Origin of the sequence: Scytonema sp. HK-05 (assembly GCF_963872035.1) — a bacterium.
GTDB lineage: Bacteria > Cyanobacteriota > Cyanobacteriia > Cyanobacteriales > Nostocaceae > Kalymmatonema.
On sequence record NZ_CAWMYC010000178.1, the window covers coordinates 1 to 19007 of the forward strand.

Sequence of the window (19007 nt, forward strand, 5' to 3'; positions counted from 1 at the left end):
TGAAGGGCTGAGCAATCGGCTTGAGTTGCGGATTCCACAAGCGGACGGTGCCATCTCTACCACCACTGACGATGGTTTTGCCGTCTGTGCTAATTGCTACTGAAGAGACAGAACCCGAATGACCTTTGAAGGGCTGAGCAATCGGCTTGAGTTGCGGATTCCACAAGCGGACGGTGCCATCTCTACCACCACTGACGATGGTTTTGCCGTCTGTGCTAATTGCTACTGAATAGACAAATCCCTGATGACCTTTGAAGGGCTGAGCAATCGGCTTGAGTTGCGGATTCCACAAGCGGACGGTGCCATCATCTCCACCACTGACGATGGTTTTGCCGTCTGTGCTGATTGCTACTGACTTGACAAATCCCTGATGACCTTTGAAGGGCTGAGCAATCGGCTTGAGTTGCTGATTCCACAAGCGGACGGTGCCATCTAATCCACCACTAACGATGGTTTTGCCGTCTGTGCTGATTGCTACTTTAATGACATTTCCCTGATGACCTTTGAAGGGCTGAGCAATCGGCTTGAGTTGCTGATTCCACAAGCGGACGGTGCCATCTTCTCCACCACTGACGATGGTTTTGCCGTCTGTGCTGATTGCTACTTCAGAGACATTACCCTCATGACCTTTAAGAACATTTTTTTCATGGCTACTTTGAACTGCACTAAACAAACTGTCTTGTACAGCGGGAAATAATCTGTTAGGGAAGCTAACTATGGGTGAGCGACTCAGTCCTGCTGCACTAATTGCGTTGACCATCCCTTGTACGGGGTCTGTTGATAGCGAAAGTTTTGCTGTTGCAGCAGTTAAGTCCGCCCGCTGTTGCTCTGCGCTTCGCCACTGTCCTAAAGCGAACCCAGTTAACGAGAACGCACCAACTAAGACGCCAATTATTGTGTTTCTGCTACGTCGGCGTCTGCGTTTCTGTTGTTGGGCGCTGGCACGAATAAATTCAAGCTCATGTTGAGTCATTTCCTCAGCACGCTTGTGCAACCAATCTTCTGCCACAGTTAACGGTGCACCTCGCAACAATGCCCCTGAGTCATGGTTGCTATTCTTCCATTCGAGCATTGCCACCTTCAACCGCTCCTGCCAAACACGAAACTGACGGTTGGCGTTCATCCACTCCCGCAAAGTCAGCCATTCGCGGATCAGCGCTTCATGGACAACCTCCACTGTGTCTTCCCCGGACTTCTCATCACGTCCGGTTACGACCAAACGGGCTGTATATCCTGCTAAATAACTCACCAATCCCCAGTTCTCATCTCCAACTTCTGCACGAGTTGCAATGCGGCGAGTATCCTCTGTTCCCTCCCCTGGGCGCACTAATTGCACAAAAATCCGTTGTGCTTGTTTTTGCTGTGTTGGGTTGAGTTGTTGATAAACCTGCTCCGCATGATTGGCTAAAGCTTTTTTTACACCCCCAATCTCATCATAAGCTTGGTGAGTTAACAAGCGCCTTTGCTGCAATGACCACAATCGGGTGAGGGCAAATTCTAGCAATGGGAGATTCCCAGGTTCATTACCTACATCATCTAAAATCCGTTGCGTCAATTGTGCTTCTAATTGGACTTCCAGCTTTTGGGCTGGTTCCTCTATTGCTCTTTGGAGTTCCTCCCGGTTCATTGAACTCAGGAGTTGAGGTGTAAACTGCTGCAACGCATCCCGAAAAGGACGATAGCCAAGGACAAAGCCATAAAAGTCCGCCCGTAAAGTGAAAACCAATGTTAAGTTATTCTGATGAATCGCTGCCAACAAGAAGTCAGCAAAGCGCTCAATTTCCTGCTTATCCTGGCAGAGGGTATAAAGTTCTTCAAATTGGTCTGCAAACAATAATAAACGTTTATCAGAGTGGCGTTCTACGAGTCGAGATATCACCTGCTGCAAAGTGATTTTCCCCTGCTGCATATTGGCTGCTAATCCCACCGCTTCTCGCAGTTGTGCAGTTTCCCCAGCTTCTGGTTCTAATTGACGTACTAAAGCAGAAGCTAGCTGATAAAATGGTTGATTCCCAGGACGAAATGATTCAATCAGCCAGTTTCCTGCACTGCGTAACTGGGGAATCAGCCCCGCATACACCACAGAAGATTTTCCACTGCCACTAGGACCAATCACTGCGACTAAGGGCTGTTTGTTAACCGCTTCAACTAAGCTATTAACAAACGTTTCTCGTCCAAAAAAGAATGCTGCATCTTCAGAACCAAATGCAGCTAATCCTTGATAGGGATTGGGAGGAAGAATATCTACTTCAGGCTGGATGGGAGTTGCACTGATTTGTTCTTTTTTCAAAAGAACCGGAGTTTGCTGCTCTAAAAAGCTCATCATTTGCGAGCAACCTAATTCATAAGCAAACTCCATTTGCTCTCCAGCCGCTAGAGCATCATAAAATGCTACTGAAAATGCTACAGCTGCTTTATCTCCTACCGCCCGGTTCATGCCAATCACGTAGTTGACGTATTGGCTAATTGCTTTTGCTTGCACTTCACTGTAGCAGGCATTAAGAAGTACGCACTCGACTCCCTTTGTAGCAAATAATTTAAACATACTTGCCAATGCATCTGCTTTGACAAGGATTACCTGCCCAGTTTCATCTTCCAAGACTATGCCATCTTCTCCCGCACCATGTCCACTAAAGTGAACAATCTGTGGTTGGTAATCTAGAATAGCTCGGTAGAAATCACGCTGACGTACTGCCCACTTCTGCTCTAACTTGAACTGCTCACGCTTATTGGCTCGTCGCAATCCTTCATCAATTTCCCGCACTTCTTCGTCCAATCGTAAGCGAGAGGTGCTTGTGGGATTGGCTGCCAGAATCAAAATTGTTTTGACACGTGGGCTGTTATTCATGAGAAAGTTTGTGATAGAGCATAGAACAAGCGTGAGAACTTATACAGATAGAACGAAAAAAGGTGCTAAGAGAGAAGCACTTGTACTTATTCTTATAAGTGAAACCAAAATTAACTTATGCATCAATGAGCGCGGGTCATAGCGTTGATTATTGCCTAAAAGTGGACTAATGAATCTAGGAATCTGCTTTCTTTAGAAGAAATTTGTTAACTTCAAAAGTTAAGCAGGTGAATCTTAATGAGTGCAGCAGAACAAGAGTTGTTAGAATCATTGGCGCTCACTTCCACTAGATAAACAGCAGCAGGTTTTAGAATTTGTAGAATTTCTTCACTTGAAAACGGTTAATCCTCAATTTACTTCTATAACTCAAAAAAGAGGCTGGATGCCTGGTTTTTTTTGAAGAAGTGATTGGAGGTTGGGTGGGAGAACCTAATGAAACCTAAGAAGAACCTTGCAATTACCACCATATATATATACGGTGAGGATTTCTAAGTGAGGTAGACTACTTACTCATCTAATCCTAGCGAGCAAGGAGAGGTATCCGCCAGTTTTAGAAACTTCCTAAAAGCATCCCAAGTCCGAGCATCCAAAGAAAATTCTTTTCCCTTTTGAGATGGCTTTGCGCCAAAAGATTCGCGTTCCATCTCAATAAAATTATTCAATGCTCTAACCACAATTTCCTGCTCACTTTTCTGCTGTCTGGTAAACTCTTCAATGATGTCAGTTCTACTGGCTCCTTTCTCCGAACCCAGCTTTTTAAGAGTATTCCAAGCGTGGTCACTCAGCATCATACTTCGCAGTTTCTTCTCTCCATATTCCTTGGGGGCAAACTGTCCGCTTTTATCGCGGTTTCTGCTGGTTTTGTAAACCCCTTTGTTCTCACTCATAATAGTGTATGTTCTACGCTCTAGTTAAAATGTACCGTATATATATATGGTAATTTATATCCATATATATATGTGGTATTTTTCTTTGTAGGGTAAGTTTTTGAGCCATAGTAGCATTGATGACAATAAAGTTATTGCAGTCGGAACCAAAATTAAGATAACTGGCGATAGCACGATAAATGCTGTTGGTGGAACTTGTACAGATAGCGCTGGAGCGCGAGAGCGAATATTCTCGCTATTATCTCATTTCTCCAAATACCTATTCCAGTAATAGCCCCCAATGAAATGAGATAGAATTTATTGATAAAATGCGTCAGGAATGATTGGGAGAAAAAGCAGATACCCTCACCAAAACGAAAGCCATCCCTCAAAGCTACAATGCAGGATGGTTGGGCAGTACTTGACAAATAGCAAAACCCGCCTACATTGAAATAGCTTCCTCTTTGTTACAACCGTTGCAGCGTAAAGTGATAGCAAGCCACTGCCTTCTATGTGATAGAACCCGGTCATTATAAACACACCGTTTCTCATCATGGTAAAAACCCTCATTCTTTCATCGGGGAATGAGGGTTTTCTTTTGGTGTGCGCCTGATTGAACATAATTTCTCCCAATGTTGAATCTAAAATGTCGGGATATCACAATGGGGTTCAGCCGGGATACGCGCAAAACAGGACACGTTGTAAATTTTTGTTGCAGAGCGTGTTTTATTGATTTACCAACTTGCCCATAAATGATATTGGGGCAATCAAAATTTTGCACGGTAAAATCAACTCTTCACCCTTTCAATGCCTCAAGCTTGCCCATAAACAATCATTTTTGGTGATGTTTTCATACTCAGATAAAATCAGAGTCTTGGATTGAAACAACTGGATATTAAGGGTTTTGAGAATATGCGTTACACAACTTTACATCGTGTCCCAATTTGCACGTATCCCGGCTGACCCCCTACTTTCAGTGTGAGGGTTAATAATTGCTTTTCGCCTACCAAAGAGAATTAATAAAACTGTGTGGTTAAAGACTCATTCTTTGGACTACAAACCTTGCTCAAAAAAGAGTTTCAGCCGATTCAAGGTAAGAAATGCTCATCGTCCCGTCTGTAAAATCTGTAAATAAAGTTAATAGATACTCCGTTTTTTGTAGCAATAAATACCCAAGATTTGTCCCAAAGTGTCAATTTCACTTGAAAATTGCTGAAACCTTTATATATTAGGAGTTTCCAGACCATCTTGCTTAAAATTACACATATCTCGGCTCAACCCCTATTTGGGTTACGTCGATGCCGTTATCGGGGCTTTGAAAAAACTAGGCTACAACATATCATTACAGCTGCTGCCATGAATTTGGTTAGGGTTTGGCAGTGGTGGACAGAAACTAATAACTTTGGCAAGAATATTTCTCGCTTCGCAGCAATAGCCGCATAAATTTGACCTCAAAGAATTCGCCAACAAAGTCATGGCATTCGCGAACATTTTTTTTATCCAAAGTCCAATACCGAATAATTGCGGCAAATGTTCCAAAACCACTAATCGGCTCACTTCATGTAATAGTAGACAGGGCAAATAAGGGCTAACGACGCAATGCAACGGACAAACAACTATCTATAAGCCAGATTTATCAATTACTGGGTATAGAGAATATTTCGGCGCTTAAAAGATAAGTAATGCTTAACTTAGGTCACTTGTGGGGAGGTTCTTCACGAAAGTATCAGCCTTTGAGACAATAGCTAGTGTCCATAATAAGGCGCGTACACCGGACACTACCACCGAGAATCAATGAGGCCACCACCCCCAATTCGTAAACCCAACAAGCATTACAGGTAAGCGAGAATACCTTACACCATCCGAGGTGCGATCGCTATTGGATGCCGCCCTTGAACGTAAGGCCCGTTATGCTCACCGCGATTATACCTTGATGTTAATGATGTTTCGCCACGGGCTGAGGGTGGGGGAAGCTGTATGTATTGAGCCGAGATATGACCAAAAATCTGCAAGATGACCTGAAAAGGCTTGATTTTCCGTTGTAATTAACGGCTTTTTTGACTTTGATGTAGCAAATTTTCAGGTTATTCCTCCATCACATCAGCCCAAAGATTTACCTCTAATGATATTGACAAACTCTTCTCCTTTGTAGAATGAAAAAGCCCTACTTTTATGGTGAGGCGTATTTAGATCCCTCAATCTCTATAGTACTCCTTAAGTTTATGAATAACCTCCTTCCTTGTCATGATGCAGTCTAAGATTGTATTGACAAAACCATTGTCCTGAAAAGGTATAACTTTGCCAACGAGAACCTTGTCATGGTCACTTAGAAATACAAAGAACGTCTTTCCTTCATTAAGATCTATGGCTATGAGCCATATAGATTCAGCGCCTCTTTGCGTTTTTAAAGTATGTAAGGTTTCTTTTATCTCATCTCCTCTACTCAAAAGTAGATGCTGTACACAAACAATCTCAAGCTGAGCCACTGCTGTCGGTACTCCAGCGATTGTTTGTAATGATGAAGATAGATCATCTCCAAGCGGCTTTATCATCGGGACGTTAGAGAAATCCGACTTTGCTAAGAGCATATCTGCAACGAACTTTTCGATCTCTAGCGCATCAAATGATGATAATTCTTGAAGGCGGTTTGCCGCCATTATGTCTCGAGCCGTAGTTCCAGACGACTTAAAGTTTGCAGTATTTGACGCAATAGCAGCGCAAAGAAGGAATACTGCCTCTCGGGAGGGCGACGGAATATGACGCAGGTAAACTTCTGCTACTAATGTGGCAGCTGCCCCGACCTGTTCAATCTGAGCTACAGCATTAGGAAAAGAGTCAGCGGTGTGATAGCTTCTATGATCCAGAATTGCTTTTACTTGATGTGGTTGAATGAAAGAGGGTATGTCGAGCGGATCACTTGTGTCTACAAGAATAATATCTTCATAGCCTTCAAGTGAGATTTGGGGAAGAGAAATTCCTAGTTGATTCATCGCCCAAATCGCCTCACGCTGTGGCTCCTCCGCAATCATTGCCCTAACAGAACTAAAACCCCATAACTTCATAACCTCTTCCATCGCATAGGCACACGCGATTCCATCAAGATCAGGCCAATGATAAGGGGAGATCACAATAGGAATCTCTTTGTTCGCTTTTAGTAAATATTGCTCAACGACATCTGCTTTTGAGATTGCAAAACTCTCCGTCACCAAAATTTTGCTCTGCTTAACCCACATAATACTTTAAATTCATTGTTAGCTAGGTTTCCAGAAGGTTGATCTCTACCGAAATCGAGCAAGAATACTTGGTATTATAGTCCCTTCAATGACTCCTATTATTGCCAAACTTAAAGGGGGATTCCGCTTTCACTTTGATATATGTCTCCTTCACTCTCCACGAATCGTTAGTTGGTGCATTCAGATCAGTTAATGAAGCCCCAAGCTATCCAGTCGATATCTTCTGCTGGGAACTGTCGTTGCAGATTGTTTCTGATAGTCAAATCAATTTTACCAAGCACTTCCTTTTTGAAATCAAATGGATTACTGAGAACGTTATGAGTCATTTTATATTTATTAATGAGTTTTTCGTATAATTTTCGATGCTGATTATAAGCTCGTAATCGCTGTTCATCCCTGTACAAACTCAGTACAAAGAGCTTTGCCATCTCCCGGTTATTGTCTAAGGTCGCAGAAGCTGTGATTGCCATGTCACTGATAATTTTAAATTCCTTAGCGTAGGTGTCACTTTTTAGGCACATCTCAATAAATTGAGGATAGTCCGTCTTAGCATAGTCTTCGAGAGTTTTCCTTCTAATCTCTAAAGAACGTGTGCCCGTCAACCTATGCGTTAGACTGACTACAACAGATCCTTTTGACCGCTCCCACTCCGTGTGCAGCAAAGATCCAATATGTGTGAGAGGAATTAACACACCTGCGCGGTTATGAAGGGTGAGCATAGCATTTGTGGTGCTCTCTCGTTGCTTTGTAGAGAATTGTGAGTTAACAAATCGAGTAAAATCTTGGAGGCAATTTCCTATAGACAGATTAGCAAGCACACCAATGTTAATCGAGCCTCGAACCTGTGGCCATGTTGTACCAGCTTTTAGGTAAGCGTTGAAAGTTGACTCTGCTAGCTCAAAGGTTGTGTTACAAAAACTGCTTGAGGGCATAACATACCTCGTAAGTGCAAGATTCTATTTATTTAATACCACACTTTTTCTGTTTTCAATTCCGCATTCCACTTTGGGGCTATTATCTCGTTCAAAACTTTCAGAACATAAGCCTGATAAAGCTTTTACCTTGTTTATGTTTTTCACAACGATACCAAGAAGTTCTCGCTTTTGACGATGCCTGTATCTGTTCAAAGGGCAGCTCTTGCATCACCTAACACTGTACAGATTAGTTTGTCGCTATCTGGTCAACTGTCTATGCTATCATCGATGATTTGTTAAAGGCGATTGGGCATAACGATGATTGCCGTCGAGACATGAGCGATGCAGAAATTATTACAACGGCTGTCTGCGCTGCAATGTTCTTTAATGGGAACCAAACTAAAGGTACGTTGGCGCTATGCGGCAACGCCACTTTGTTGCACGCGATCGCATGAATTGAATGGGAACAAGCACACATCAGTCGATAACCCGCAACTTGGGTTATTAAAATCTTTAGAACGACATAAGGGCTTATACGTGTAATACTTGCCTCAAAGTCTTCTCAATTCATTAAGGGTGTGGTCAAAAGTCGTTGGTTGAGTGCGATCGCTTAATATAGAAAAGACAATAATAATGATAATCATTTAGGTCAAGGGGGAGGTGAGCTACGCTCACCTCCCCCCCTCTAACAAATAAATATTCTTAAGTAAGCACAGCAAGCAGAATTTTGACTTCACAAAGTACCTAAATATGGGAGTGTTTTAAGAGAATGTGAACCCAGATTAGATAGTGCCATGTATCAAAATTACTCTGACATTGTCGCACAAGTGAGCCAAATCCTGCTTCAAGCTATTCAAGAAAGAGAATCTTTTTTGTGTGAAAATGTGAAACAAGTAGATGCCTCACTAGCTAAACTGCTCCGTTTAGTAGGGCAACAAGTAATGTCAATGCTATTCAATGATTTGGCAGAGCAAGTGACACAAGAAGCAAAACAAAAAGGTTTAGTAATTCATCGCCATTCTCGCATAAAATACTCAGTAATATTTGGTAATATAGATGTAGCGAACTGCAAACATAAACGCTTCAAACCGCAAACAAGGCAAAATTGAAACCACATTAACTGCAAATAAAGGGGGTCTCAAAACCACATTAAATGCAAATGAAACTGCAAACATAATTTTCAAACTGCAAACAAGGGTTTTCAAACCACATTAACTGCAAATAAGCCGTAACCCTTACGGTGATTGAGTTAGGGAATTTATAGTCACAAAAGTGTTCAATTTATAAGAACCAATTAGCCAAACACTTATGCCCGGATGTTGTGGTTTAATCTGAACGATATCCGTTCAATTTAATTATGAATTAGGTTTTTGGGAGCAAGTATCACCAACTTGTTTCCCTTGACTCGTAAAGACTCTTAACTCACATCTTGCACCTGGAAATTTGTATGTCAAAACCAGAACTACGTGCGAAGGAAGTCAATCGTTGAATATCAAGTAAAAGAAGAGACACAATAAATTGAGGCAAAATAGATTCAAGTGCAGTTTGTGCAGCTTCTCCCCAATCAGGTGGTAATGGTAGTTGAGTCTCAAGATAGGTCCAGTGAGCTATGAGATAAGCAGTTAAAGAAAGGATGAGCCAGCGATACATACCTAGCAAAGTCCCTTGTCCAAAACGATGCAAACCAAAACGATGCTTAGCGGTTTTAAACCATCCTTCAATCTGCCAGCGACGCTTACCCCACCATTTAAGAGTGGAAGCTTTAATGGATCTAGTAGATAAAACAAAACGCTTCTCCAGTTTTCCATTGTCGCGTTTTAGGTAGTACCAAGTCACAGTCACAGGAAACTTCAAACCAACCAAAAGTACTTGTTGTCCCTGTTTGTGCAAATGTCTTAAAACTCTTCCATCAATTAACTTACGGTTAATGGCTACACCCGTAACGGCGTGATATTTAAGCGTGCGTATACCGTGAAGGAATTCTACACTCCCAAATGCTGTATCAGCTAAAATAATTACTTGAAAAGGTTCGGTGAAGGCTTTGGGTAAGCGTTTGACTAGCTTTAGCCCCAACTGGGCGGGTGAGGGAGTACTTTTACCCCTCCAAACACGAAAACTCCAAGGTATACGCCACTTTCCTACAACTAAATAAACAACTACCAGATGTAGTCCACGTTTGCCATTATAAACTGAGATTAAACCGTCAAAGTCTTTGAATTTCCCGCGTTTTTCTAGAGTTGTAAGGTCAATAATTACCTGTAAAAATGGTCTGCGTCCTTTGCCAGATTGGGATAAAAGCTTTAAAACTGTTTGCAGTATGTGAGTGCGAACTTTACGAATCATCTCCCTTGTTGACCAAGGATTGATATTTAAAAATCGGCTTAACGCACTTGGAGATTTTGTTTTAGAGTATTGGGGTAATGGATGCCCTTGCGCTTGCAAGAATAATCCCAGCATAGCTTCAAGATTATCCTTTTGGTATTGCGTAGGCATCAATTCTTTAAGAGTGTAAACTAATTCTTGGGCGTGGGTAAGCATTGTTCTTGCTTAAGAAAACGAAGTACATTTCACGCCTTTTTTCTCATGTTTTAGGGTATATTCGCAAATTCAAATTTGAAGTTAAACCAACAGAACTTACAATTCTTAACAAGAATGATAATCGTTGGGCTGTGGGAGGAAGCCCTCGCCGTCGGCGAGGGCTTCCTCAGTATAAGGTAATTCCATTAATCTGAGGGTGTAGAGACGGCGAGCGACGCTCACCATCTCTACACCCCTGTCGTTATGATTATCATTGTCAATGACAACTGAGTTCTTTGTGAGCAATTTGCTGAACCAAGTATTATCGCTACTACTATAGTAACAATAGTGACTCATTTTTACTGAAGGTCTTTATTTTTTTTATGTTACACTTTTGTGCTGTTGGTAAGCTTTTTTAGGGTTTACTCGTACAGGTGCAAGATGTGAGTTAAGTCTCACTTTGGGTTTGGGTAATTATCTTTTAATTTAGACAGTTTCATCCCTCTCGTGGTTATTAAGCCCAAACCCATACATGATAAAGGTTCAGCGCCTATTTGCAGTTAATGTGGTTTCAAAACCGTTGTTTGCGGTTTGAAAATTATGTTTGCAGTTTCATTTGCATTTAATGTGGTTTCGAGACCCCTCTTATTTGCAGTTAATGTGGTTTCAAAATCACCTTGTTTGCGGTTTGAAGCGTTTATGTTTGCAGTTCGCTACATCTAGCGTGCGGTGCATCCAATTTGCAAAAGATTGTAATGATAGGCTCGACAAGATTTTAGCTGAATTGGATGATGAAACTTAAGATTCATCTTGCAATCCCACCGTATATATATCCGGTGGGATTTATAAGTGAGGTAGACTACTTACTCATCTAATCCTAACTCCCACGGCGAAATCTCAGCCAGTTTAAGGAACTTCCTAAAAGCATCCCATGTCCTAGCGTTGATAGAAAATTCTTTTCCTTTTTGAGCCGCGTTACTTCCATATGATTGGCGCTCCATCTCAATAAAATTATTGAGCGCCTTAAGTACTGTTTGCTGTTCGCTGTTCTGCTGTCTGGTGAACTCTTCAATGATGTCAGTTCTGCTGACACCTTTAGAATCAGCCAGCTTTTTAAGACTATCCCAAGCATGGTCACTGAGCATCATGCTTCTGATTTTCTTCTGCCCATATTCCTTCGGGGCAAACTGTCCATTTTCATCCCGGTGAATGCTGGTTTTGTAAAGTGGTTTATCCTCGGTCATAATAGTCTTGGTAATAAGTTTTTTTAAAATTATACCGTGTATATATATGGTGAACATGCCATATATATACACGGTATTTTGTTTTGTATAGTCAGGATACTAGCCATTATGGCTATTCATGAAAATAAAATGATGAGCGCAAGAACCAGAATTAGAATACTTGACGGCGGCACTGCCGAATGCTATTGGTATAACCTGTACAAATAGCGGTGGAGCGCGAGAGCGAATATTCTCGCTATTATCTCATTTCTCCAAATACCTGTTCCAGCAATAGCGCCCGATGAAATGAGATAGAATTTATTGATAAAATGCGTCAGGGATGATTGGGAGAAAAAGCAGATAGCCTCACCAAAACGAAAGTCATCCCTCAAACCTAGAATGCAGGATGGTTGGGCAGTACTTGACACTCGCCCCTTCGGGGCGGGTGTAGGGGTATAGGGGTGTAGGGGTGTAAGGGGAAGAGCGCCCCGATTCGGAGGATACAAGCCCCTGTTTTTAAACATGGAATAAAGTTAAAGATGTATTCTGAGATACTTCGTACGACAAATACGGCGTCCATAGTGTAAGGCCCCTCAAGAAGATTGATGGGGTTCCCTTACACCCTTACACCCTTACCCCCTTACACCCCTAGTTTGTTGACAAATAGCAAAACGCGCCTACATTGAAATAGCTTCCTCTTTGTTAGAACAGTTGCAGCGTAAAGTGATACTTAGCCAATGCCTTCTATGTAATAGAACCCGGTCATTATAAACACACCGTTTCTCATCAGGGTAAAACCCTCATTCTTTCATCGGGGAATGAGGGTTTTCTTTTCGTGTGCTATAGCGGCTTATTGAACATAATTTCTCCCAATGTTGAATCCAAAATGTCGGCATAGCACTATTTGGGGTAAGATAACCGTTGCTGACGTTTGCCGCCACATAACGCCTAAAACCCTTGCTGTGCAAGAGATTTGAAAATAAAAATGCCGTTGCTCACGCCTCAGTTCGTATGTAGTATGCTACTGCTGTGCCAATTGACCTTTACTCTATTTGGTGCAAAGTTTTGCAATGTAGCCATAAGGGTTTCAGGCTATAAAAATCGGTAGACTTCAAATGGTACAGCTTTCTTTGAGGAGCAATGGGTTTAACTGATAATGAGCCAGATACAACCACAGCATGAAGAAAAAAGCGTAACCATCTATGACATGATGGACGAAATTTTAGTGGTTTGTCCACGTTGTCAAGCTAAAGCGTGTATTACACCTGTTTCTTGTAACAGTACGTTTGAGCTAACGTGCTTACTCCCACGGCGTTTTGTGTGTAGAGGATGTGGGCTGCTCAAAGAATGGACTGGTAACGGCTTGGGATTTGACTGGTATGCAGATCCGATGTGTGATAGTTACTTTGGACTACCACTATGGTTACAAACCAAATATCGCAATCATGTATTATGGGCATACAATGAACGCCATCTGCTACTGCTAGAACAATATATACAGGCAAAATTGCGCGAATCGAAGCGCATTCCTCAATACGGTTGGCATAACCAAAGCTTGTTTAGCCGCCTACCCAAATGGATGGTTGTTGCTAAACATCGTTCTAGCCTACTGAGTGCAATTGCCAAACTAAAGCGTGAAAAACTACATACAGGTTGATGCTATTTTTATACTTAAAACTTGTTGCACCCCCCAATAGAGAGGACACACGCTTGTGGGAAGATTCACTAAAAAGATTCAACCTCTTACAACTGAAACTTACAACTACTAGCTATTAAAACTTGCTTTGCAAGGTAATGGATTAGTTCAATTTCACAGTTTAGTAATTTAGCTTCTTTAGTAAAAGGATATATCGATTTTGTATTGTCAAAATTATTCTCATTTTTAGTGTGGACTATTCTACATCTAACATCGTAGGTTCGTTTTGCTATGCTGTCTATTAACATTTCATCATTATCATAAGACAATGGCTCTAAATCAAGTGTCTTATGTTTTTTGTCAGTAAGAATTTTTTTGAGGTTCTCATTTTTTTCAAAAAATTCTTTAATTGATGAGATTTGAATACATTCCTTGAGCGTTGCTTCTAACTGCGAAATTTCAGTTATAAAACCTCTAGCAAAACTGGATTTTGCTATACTTAGCACTTTTATTATATCGTTATCGTTATGAATGTTAAATTCAGGCGATTTCATGAAATTTTGAATTGTGCGTTTAGCTTTGATTTGTGAATAAGTGGAGAAGTAAAACTCTATTACTTGATAGTAGGCTAGGTACTGTAATAAAGGCATTTCATTAGCACTTCGAGCATACCAATAAAGGGACAGTGCTTCTTTATCATACTGGCATACTGGATATTTAATATTTAAAATAGTTTGCTCATGGTGTTGTAAAATATTTTCTTCTTGAGCTTGAATACGTTGAACAGTTAGAGGTAAGCCTAAAACTAAATCTATCTGAAAAAATATAGAATTTGCGTATTTTTCAAGATAACTAACAGCTTGCTCTTGTCTTGATATATTCAAACCACTAATTTTTAAAGAAATACTGTCATCCTGTAGATTACCCAGCAACGCTTTTGCTATATCAGAAACAGGGCTAATTGATATAGTAATATTTAAGCCTTCAGGTGAGTTACATATTAACTCTAATTTAGTATCATTTTCAGAGAAAAAATTGTTTATATAGTTTTTGAAATCATCCAGATTAAAAAGACTTTCATAAATTTTTTCAATTGAAGATTTGTCTAGTGAATTAACCAAAACTTCAATATATTTATCTTCATAGGAACATATTCCATTATAACTAGATATAAATTTATAGTTTTCAAATTTATGTTCTACAAGTATTCCTGCTTTCCTTGCATTACTAATACTAATTAATACAGGTCTTGTACTACGTCCTTCCTGTAAGAATATTTTTAAACCTTCATTATTATCATCATCATCAAATCTAATTCTTTTACATTCAATATTTGCGGTTTTGCATCTTTCTTCAATTTGTGTTATCAATGATTCAAAAATTTGTTCTCTATCGGGTACAGCATCTAACTGCACTCTTATTTTTTCCATGCTTATCATTAAGTCATGAAGTTGCTCTCTTAACCTTGCATCAGAGTAAACATCTGAAAATGTAGGCTCATTCAAATAATGCTCTATGTCAGTTTTTGCGTCTGAAAGTACATCAGAAATCATAAATCAAATATTATTTATAAATAAGTATTTTCAGTGATTGTACAACAATTAGAATTTGTGCTCGCATAAATCCCTGCTTTATCTCCAGATTTCCAAACCAGCACTCCATCACCAGCAACCATATCCGGCGTTGCATAATAGAGGGATGAGTTGAGGTGTTCTACTATGGCAAAGCCAATGGCTCTATTTCAAAGTACAGCCTAGTTCAAAAACCAATAACAGAAACAGCTTTCTTCCTTTGCTCTGGTGTCACTTCCAAATACCGCTGCAAAGTTCCCAAGTCATTGTGACCGCTAATTTCTTGGATATGCCGCAGTGGAATACCAGCGCTACACATCTGAGTTAACGCCGTCCGCCTAAAGCTGTGAGTACTGACACCAACTAAGCCCACGCGCTTGCAGGCATTTTTCAGAATCTTCTCAGCTGCAAACCGCGTCAGTCGCTCAGTAATACCGCGCTTGCCTGGGAACAACGCCCCTGGCTTTGGTTGATGCTCCGCCAAAAATGCAGCTAATCCGGGTTGAATATCTACAACCCGAGTTTTGAGTTTCCCTTTGGTGGTAGACTTCCTAAAAGTTAACGTTCCGCTTTTAATGTCCGTGGTGTTAAGTCCCAGCGCTTCGGACACTCGACAACCAGTGAATAAGCAGATGGCAAATAGAGCGCGGTCGCGTGGGTTGGTCAATCCATCAGTAAATAACAGCCGTAATTCTTCCGGGGTTAAAATTTTCCCTTGTCCGTTTCCGTTGACCTTCATTGTGAGTTAGTATTAACTAATATCAGTAGTTTACACGTTATCTGCTTTTCGTGGAGTACAACCCGAAAACTCTTATGATTCCGTTTTCAACGACAACCCAGAAGCCTCAACTTAATTCAGGCTTATCAATGACTACCGCTACAACCCGTATTCTTTCGTTGATATCACTGACCTGATAATTTCTGCTTATCATAAGAGCGTTGTTACCAAGTGCAGGTATGATCTGGTTGCCTTAATTTCCAGATTTGTGCTGTCCAAATCCGCTTGAGTAGAGGTGTTTTCTTGACTAACCTGGATAGCATACAGTTTAAACTTTATCAATATATAAAGCCAACCACTGCTTGAAAATACTCTTATGAGTAACTCTGACACGGGTATCAAAACAATATTGATACTGACAGCCAATCCGAAGAACACATCAAAACTACGACTGGGCGTAGATCGAAGGTTCGTGTCACTAGGTGCAGCCGATGGCTATAAACCTTATACAGCAAGAATTACAGAGATTGGTACGAGATTTAAACGCTCGCGCAAATAGATTTGTTGCACAAATAATTTTCCTAATGCAGAGACAGTAAAATAACTTTGCCTAAAACGGAACTTGGAGCATCTGGAAGTGTTTGTTTCAAAGTATTATTACTCCGTCTCGAAACTAAAAAACATTGCCTAAAAGGAGACAAACTAGGCAAAGTTATCATTTGTATTGCTTATCAATTAACCCTGAAAAATCGGTCATTTTTACAAAACTTTACAAGGCTGCACCTGGTGACACGAACCTTCTATTTTCGCCGACCCAGAAGAATTTGACGGTGGTATCGAATTATGATTCAAATGAGTTTGATTAATTTTGACGACGAAACAAATTAAGGAGAAAAACTCAATAATGGACAACTTCAATAAAAAATCTAAAACTTACGCTCAAAAATACGCTCAAGATTTACTTATTAAATTCTTGAGAGAAGAAGCCAAATTTGTCGGATATGACGCATATGTCAAGAGTGAAGTCTTACCAACTATTACTTGGCGTGTAAACAGAGACGCACCATACTGGGGGATTTTTCCAGATTATCCAATTGCAAAAAGTGAAAACACCATTATTGAGATAGTTTGGGATGAATATTTATTTAATACTGAGTCAACAAGAAAAGATGCGATTCCAACAATCGATGAACTTTGGAATTTTGGTCTGGTACTTGAAACAGTTTTAGATATTGCTATTCAACATAAAGGAGTTATACACACGGCTGTATTTTTTGACGAAATACCCAATCATGCAATAAATTTTCTGAAGACTGGCGCTATTCCTCAAATAGTCGTAGTCAACTCTTATGACCTTTTGAATCAACCATTATTTTCTACTTTTAACGGTATAAAAATGCCTATCCAAATCTTAGAACCATTTAATCTCTAAAAGCAAAAGACACTGGAATTTCCGGGAGCAAGTCACCAATGACCTAGAAATTGCAAATCCCTCAAAGCGTGGTCTAGAGAGGGATTTTAGGTATTGGGTTTTTGACTGCTAGGTTAAATTATGTGCTTTCTCAACTACTTCCTTTAACTCTTCAAAGGTAATACTACCGTCTTCGACTAAACCATACCGTGACAGTAACTCCTGGGGGCTAGTGGTATTTGTTTCTGATAAGATAATTGCACTTAATCCAGGACTTAAAAAAAGCTCATTAATGGAGATTTTGCCGTCTTGATCGCGATCTAAATTATTAAAAAGAGATTTCAGCTCTTGCTCGGTTGCCATAACTTTTTATCGGAATTAATTTTTCAATTTAATACCTCATTAATATCTCATTAATATCTCAAAATTAAATAAACTTATGTCCTTAGACGTAGAAACGGGTATCGCTGGGGCTTAGATCAGGTGTAGGCTGTGGATCACAGTGTTTTTGGTCTGGCGATGAAAATCAATCGGCACGGTCGCGCCAAAATTCTAACGCAGCAAGAGATAGGGGCTAAATGAGCAATCGTACAGAAACTTACGCTAAGGCTGTAACCCTTACTAGATAAGCATTCTGCAAATCGATATTTTTCGCAATTCTCGATGTACCAAATAACCTATACTCTATTTGATACAGCATTTTACAACGTAGCCATAAGGGTTTCAGGCTACAAAAATTAGAGGCGTTCAAATGGTACAGTTTTATCCTTGCTAACCAGGATGTTACCAGCAGGTCCTCAACTCCTTATCGTAACTTTCTGCGTAGTTGCTCATTTGACCCCGAGATATTGCAGCTTTTCGCCCAAGGATTTGACTCGGAGCGTGATAAAACCCTGTTTGGCGTATGTCTGTTTACCGCTGCAAGAATCCGTGAAGCGTGTACTTTACTGTCTGAGGATATCTACGCGTTAGCGGAATATTGTCTTAGATTGAATCACCTAAAATGTGGGTTTGCGGCGATTGGAGTCCGTTTTATCGGAAAATACTGATAGATATCCCCACCGATAGAAGCAGTTTGGGTGGGGATGAAAAATGCTAATTCTATTGTCCGTCATGTTATCACAAGAAATCTCTGCTGACTCTACAGCGCTCTCAGTACCCGTTGAGCGGATGGCTGATGTCTCTGGAACTGCTCAATTAGTCGCTTTATGGCTGCATGACAAAACGCCTCAGTCTCGGAGGAACTATGAAGCAGATGTCAGGGGGTTTATTGGGTTTTTGGTACAAGAAAACCCCAAAAATGTCAGGTTAAATGATTTGGACTTGCGGACGGTGACGCTCAACGATTTGCAAGCTTACGCTGATTATTTGGAAGTCAAAGGGTTAGCATCTGCCACCCGGAGGAGGCGTCTGGCGTCAATGAGAAGTTTGTTGCGGTTTGGACATTCGATTGATTACTTGCGGTATAACGTTGGAGTGAAGGTAAAATTGCCTAAACGCAAAGACACTTTGGCAGAACGCATTTTAACCGAAAGGCAAGCAATCAGCATGATGGCTGCGCCGCTACCAGAACGCGACCGTTTGATTGTCGAGTTTTTCTACTACACTGGGGCAAGAGTCGGAGAAATGGCAATTCTGCGGTGGAGAGACATTTCACCCAACCGGGACGGACACGGACAGGTGACGCTGTTTGGCAAGGGGGAGGAGACTAGGAGGGTGGTTATCCCAAAACAGCTTTATGAAGCGCTCCTGGCGACAAGAGTTGATAATAACCCCGATTCTGCGGTGTTTCCCAGTCGCAAAGGCAAAAAACCGCTTCAGGTACGCCAAATCCGCGACATTGTTGCAAAGGCTGGGGAACTAGCTCAAGTCCAAGGACGGGTGTCGCCGCACTGGTTACGCCACAGCCATGCATCACACGCGATGGACAGGGGAGCACCGACACAGTTGGTACAGCATACGTTGGGTCATAAGTCGTTAGACACGACGAGCCGTTATGCCCACGCCAAGCCGAATGACAGTAGCGGTTTATACTTAGCGCGATGAGGATTTCAGAAGAGAGTAAATGTG

The 19007-nt window shown here is 41.1% G+C and carries 16 protein-coding genes and 1 pseudogene; 7 read left to right on the top strand and 10 right to left on the bottom strand.

Annotated elements, in window-relative coordinates:
• Together AACT52_RS40845 and AACT52_RS40850 are read right to left on the bottom strand one after the other, a co-directional pair.
• Positions 1–2848, bottom strand: a 2848-nt coding sequence (locus tag AACT52_RS40845; RefSeq protein ID WP_073635809.1) for an nSTAND1 domain-containing NTPase, incomplete at its 3' end; no start/stop codon positions are given.
• Between the two features lie 506 nt (positions 2849–3354).
• A complete protein-coding gene (locus AACT52_RS40850) occupies positions 3355–3735 on the bottom strand; it encodes a hypothetical protein (protein ID WP_073635810.1) in 381 nt (126 codons plus the stop codon).
• Positions 3736–4962: 1227 nt separating this feature from the next.
• On the opposite strand from AACT52_RS40850, the gene AACT52_RS41710 reads away from it, so the two are divergent.
• Positions 4963–5157, top strand: a complete 195-nt coding sequence (locus AACT52_RS41710; protein ID WP_198941093.1) for a transposase — start codon at positions 4963–4965, stop codon at positions 5155–5157.
• Positions 5158–5909: 752 nt separating this feature from the next.
• Here the strand turns inward: AACT52_RS41710 and AACT52_RS40860 are convergent.
• Together AACT52_RS40860 and AACT52_RS40865 are read right to left on the bottom strand one after the other, a co-directional pair.
• Positions 5910–6947, bottom strand: a complete 1038-nt coding sequence (locus tag AACT52_RS40860) for a DHH family phosphoesterase (RefSeq protein ID WP_073635811.1) — start codon at positions 6945–6947, stop codon at positions 5910–5912.
• A gap of 185 nt (positions 6948–7132) precedes the next feature.
• On the bottom strand, positions 7133–7879 hold the full coding sequence (locus AACT52_RS40865) for a hypothetical protein (RefSeq protein WP_073635812.1): 747 nt from the start codon (positions 7877–7879) through the stop codon (positions 7133–7135).
• Positions 7880–8121: 242 nt separating this feature from the next.
• On the opposite strand from AACT52_RS40865, the pseudogene AACT52_RS40870 reads away from it, so the two are divergent.
• Positions 8122–8265 (top strand): annotated as a pseudogene (locus AACT52_RS40870) (IS982 family transposase); the annotation flags it as partial.
• Between the two features lie 390 nt (positions 8266–8655).
• The gene (locus AACT52_RS40875) at positions 8656–8970 is read left to right on the top strand and encodes a hypothetical protein (protein ID WP_073635814.1); all 315 of its coding nucleotides are present in this window, start codon (positions 8656–8658) and stop codon (positions 8968–8970) included.
• Positions 8971–9283: 313 nt separating this feature from the next.
• Here AACT52_RS40875 and AACT52_RS40880 read toward each other — a convergent pair whose 3' ends face one another.
• From AACT52_RS40880 to AACT52_RS40890, 3 genes are all read right to left on the bottom strand, one after another.
• Positions 9284–10399: a transposase gene (locus AACT52_RS40880; RefSeq protein ID WP_073635815.1), complete on the bottom strand. Its 1116-nt coding sequence runs from the start codon at positions 10397–10399 to the stop codon at positions 9284–9286.
• 105 nt (positions 10400–10504) lie between these two features.
• Complete coding sequence (locus AACT52_RS40885) at positions 10505–10735, bottom strand: hypothetical protein (protein ID WP_143172971.1); 231 nt, start codon at positions 10733–10735, stop codon at positions 10505–10507.
• 506 nt (positions 10736–11241) lie between these two features.
• Complete coding sequence (locus AACT52_RS40890; protein ID WP_073635833.1) at positions 11242–11622, bottom strand: hypothetical protein; 381 nt, start codon at positions 11620–11622, stop codon at positions 11242–11244.
• A 1135-nt stretch (positions 11623–12757) separates the two neighbouring features.
• Here AACT52_RS40890 and AACT52_RS40895 point away from each other — a divergent pair.
• The gene (locus tag AACT52_RS40895; RefSeq protein WP_073635816.1) at positions 12758–13258 is read left to right on the top strand and encodes a hypothetical protein; all 501 of its coding nucleotides are present in this window, start codon (positions 12758–12760) and stop codon (positions 13256–13258) included.
• Between the two features lie 86 nt (positions 13259–13344).
• On the opposite strand, the gene AACT52_RS40900 is transcribed toward AACT52_RS40895, so the two are convergent.
• Positions 13345–14790 carry a hypothetical protein gene (locus AACT52_RS40900; RefSeq protein ID WP_073635817.1) on the bottom strand — a complete coding sequence of 482 codons (1446 nt, stop codon included), beginning with the start codon at positions 14788–14790 and terminating at the stop codon, positions 13345–13347.
• 205 nt (positions 14791–14995) lie between these two features.
• Positions 14996–15547 (bottom strand): tyrosine-type recombinase/integrase, encoded by a 552-nt coding sequence (locus AACT52_RS40905; protein WP_073635818.1) that lies wholly within the window; start codon positions 15545–15547, stop codon positions 14996–14998.
• A 355-nt stretch (positions 15548–15902) separates the two neighbouring features.
• Here AACT52_RS40905 and AACT52_RS40910 point away from each other — a divergent pair, with 355 nt between their 5' ends.
• Positions 15903–16085 (top strand): hypothetical protein, encoded by a 183-nt coding sequence (locus tag AACT52_RS40910; RefSeq protein ID WP_143172972.1) that lies wholly within the window; start codon positions 15903–15905, stop codon positions 16083–16085.
• 309 nt (positions 16086–16394) lie between these two features.
• Positions 16395–16958 carry a hypothetical protein gene (locus AACT52_RS40915; protein WP_143172973.1) on the top strand — a complete coding sequence of 188 codons (564 nt, stop codon included), beginning with the start codon at positions 16395–16397 and terminating at the stop codon, positions 16956–16958.
• A gap of 108 nt (positions 16959–17066) precedes the next feature.
• Here AACT52_RS40915 and AACT52_RS40920 read toward each other — a convergent pair whose 3' ends face one another.
• Positions 17067–17300 (bottom strand): EF-hand domain-containing protein, encoded by a 234-nt coding sequence (locus AACT52_RS40920; protein WP_073635820.1) that lies wholly within the window; start codon positions 17298–17300, stop codon positions 17067–17069.
• Between the two features lie 729 nt (positions 17301–18029).
• On the opposite strand from AACT52_RS40920, the gene AACT52_RS40925 reads away from it, so the two are divergent.
• Positions 18030–18983: a tyrosine-type recombinase/integrase gene (locus tag AACT52_RS40925; RefSeq protein WP_083630777.1), complete on the top strand. Its 954-nt coding sequence runs from the start codon at positions 18030–18032 to the stop codon at positions 18981–18983.
• Positions 18984–19007 lie beyond the last annotated feature (24 nt).

Excerpts from the sequence above, each read along its gene's own strand:
- AACT52_RS40865 (WP_073635812.1), bottom strand. The coding sequence starts at position 7,879 with ATGCCCTCAAGCAGTTTTTGTAACACAACCTTTGAGCTAGCAGAGTCA.
- AACT52_RS40895 (WP_073635816.1), top strand. The coding sequence starts at position 12,758 with ATGAGCCAGATACAACCACAGCATGAAGAAAAAAGCGTAACCATCTAT.
- AACT52_RS40875 (WP_073635814.1), top strand. The coding sequence starts at position 8,656 with ATGTATCAAAATTACTCTGACATTGTCGCACAAGTGAGCCAAATCCTG.
- AACT52_RS40900 (WP_073635817.1), bottom strand. The coding sequence starts at position 14,790 with ATGATTTCTGATGTACTTTCAGACGCAAAAACTGACATAGAGCATTAT.
- AACT52_RS40925 (WP_083630777.1), top strand. The coding sequence starts at position 18,030 with ATGCTAATTCTATTGTCCGTCATGTTATCACAAGAAATCTCTGCTGAC.
- AACT52_RS40890 (WP_073635833.1), bottom strand. The coding sequence starts at position 11,622 with ATGACCGAGGATAAACCACTTTACAAAACCAGCATTCACCGGGATGAA.
- AACT52_RS40880 (WP_073635815.1), bottom strand. The coding sequence starts at position 10,399 with ATGCTTACCCACGCCCAAGAATTAGTTTACACTCTTAAAGAATTGATG.
- AACT52_RS40905 (WP_073635818.1), bottom strand. The coding sequence starts at position 15,547 with ATGAAGGTCAACGGAAACGGACAAGGGAAAATTTTAACCCCGGAAGAA.
- AACT52_RS40920 (WP_073635820.1), bottom strand. The coding sequence starts at position 17,300 with ATGGCAACCGAGCAAGAGCTGAAATCTCTTTTTAATAATTTAGATCGC.
- AACT52_RS40885 (WP_143172971.1), bottom strand. The coding sequence starts at position 10,735 with ATGAGTCACTATTGTTACTATAGTAGTAGCGATAATACTTGGTTCAGC.
- AACT52_RS40850 (WP_073635810.1), bottom strand. The coding sequence starts at position 3,735 with ATGAGTGAGAACAAAGGGGTTTACAAAACCAGCAGAAACCGCGATAAA.
- AACT52_RS40860 (WP_073635811.1), bottom strand. The coding sequence starts at position 6,947 with ATGTGGGTTAAGCAGAGCAAAATTTTGGTGACGGAGAGTTTTGCAATC.
- AACT52_RS40910 (WP_143172972.1), top strand. The coding sequence starts at position 15,903 with ATGAGTAACTCTGACACGGGTATCAAAACAATATTGATACTGACAGCC.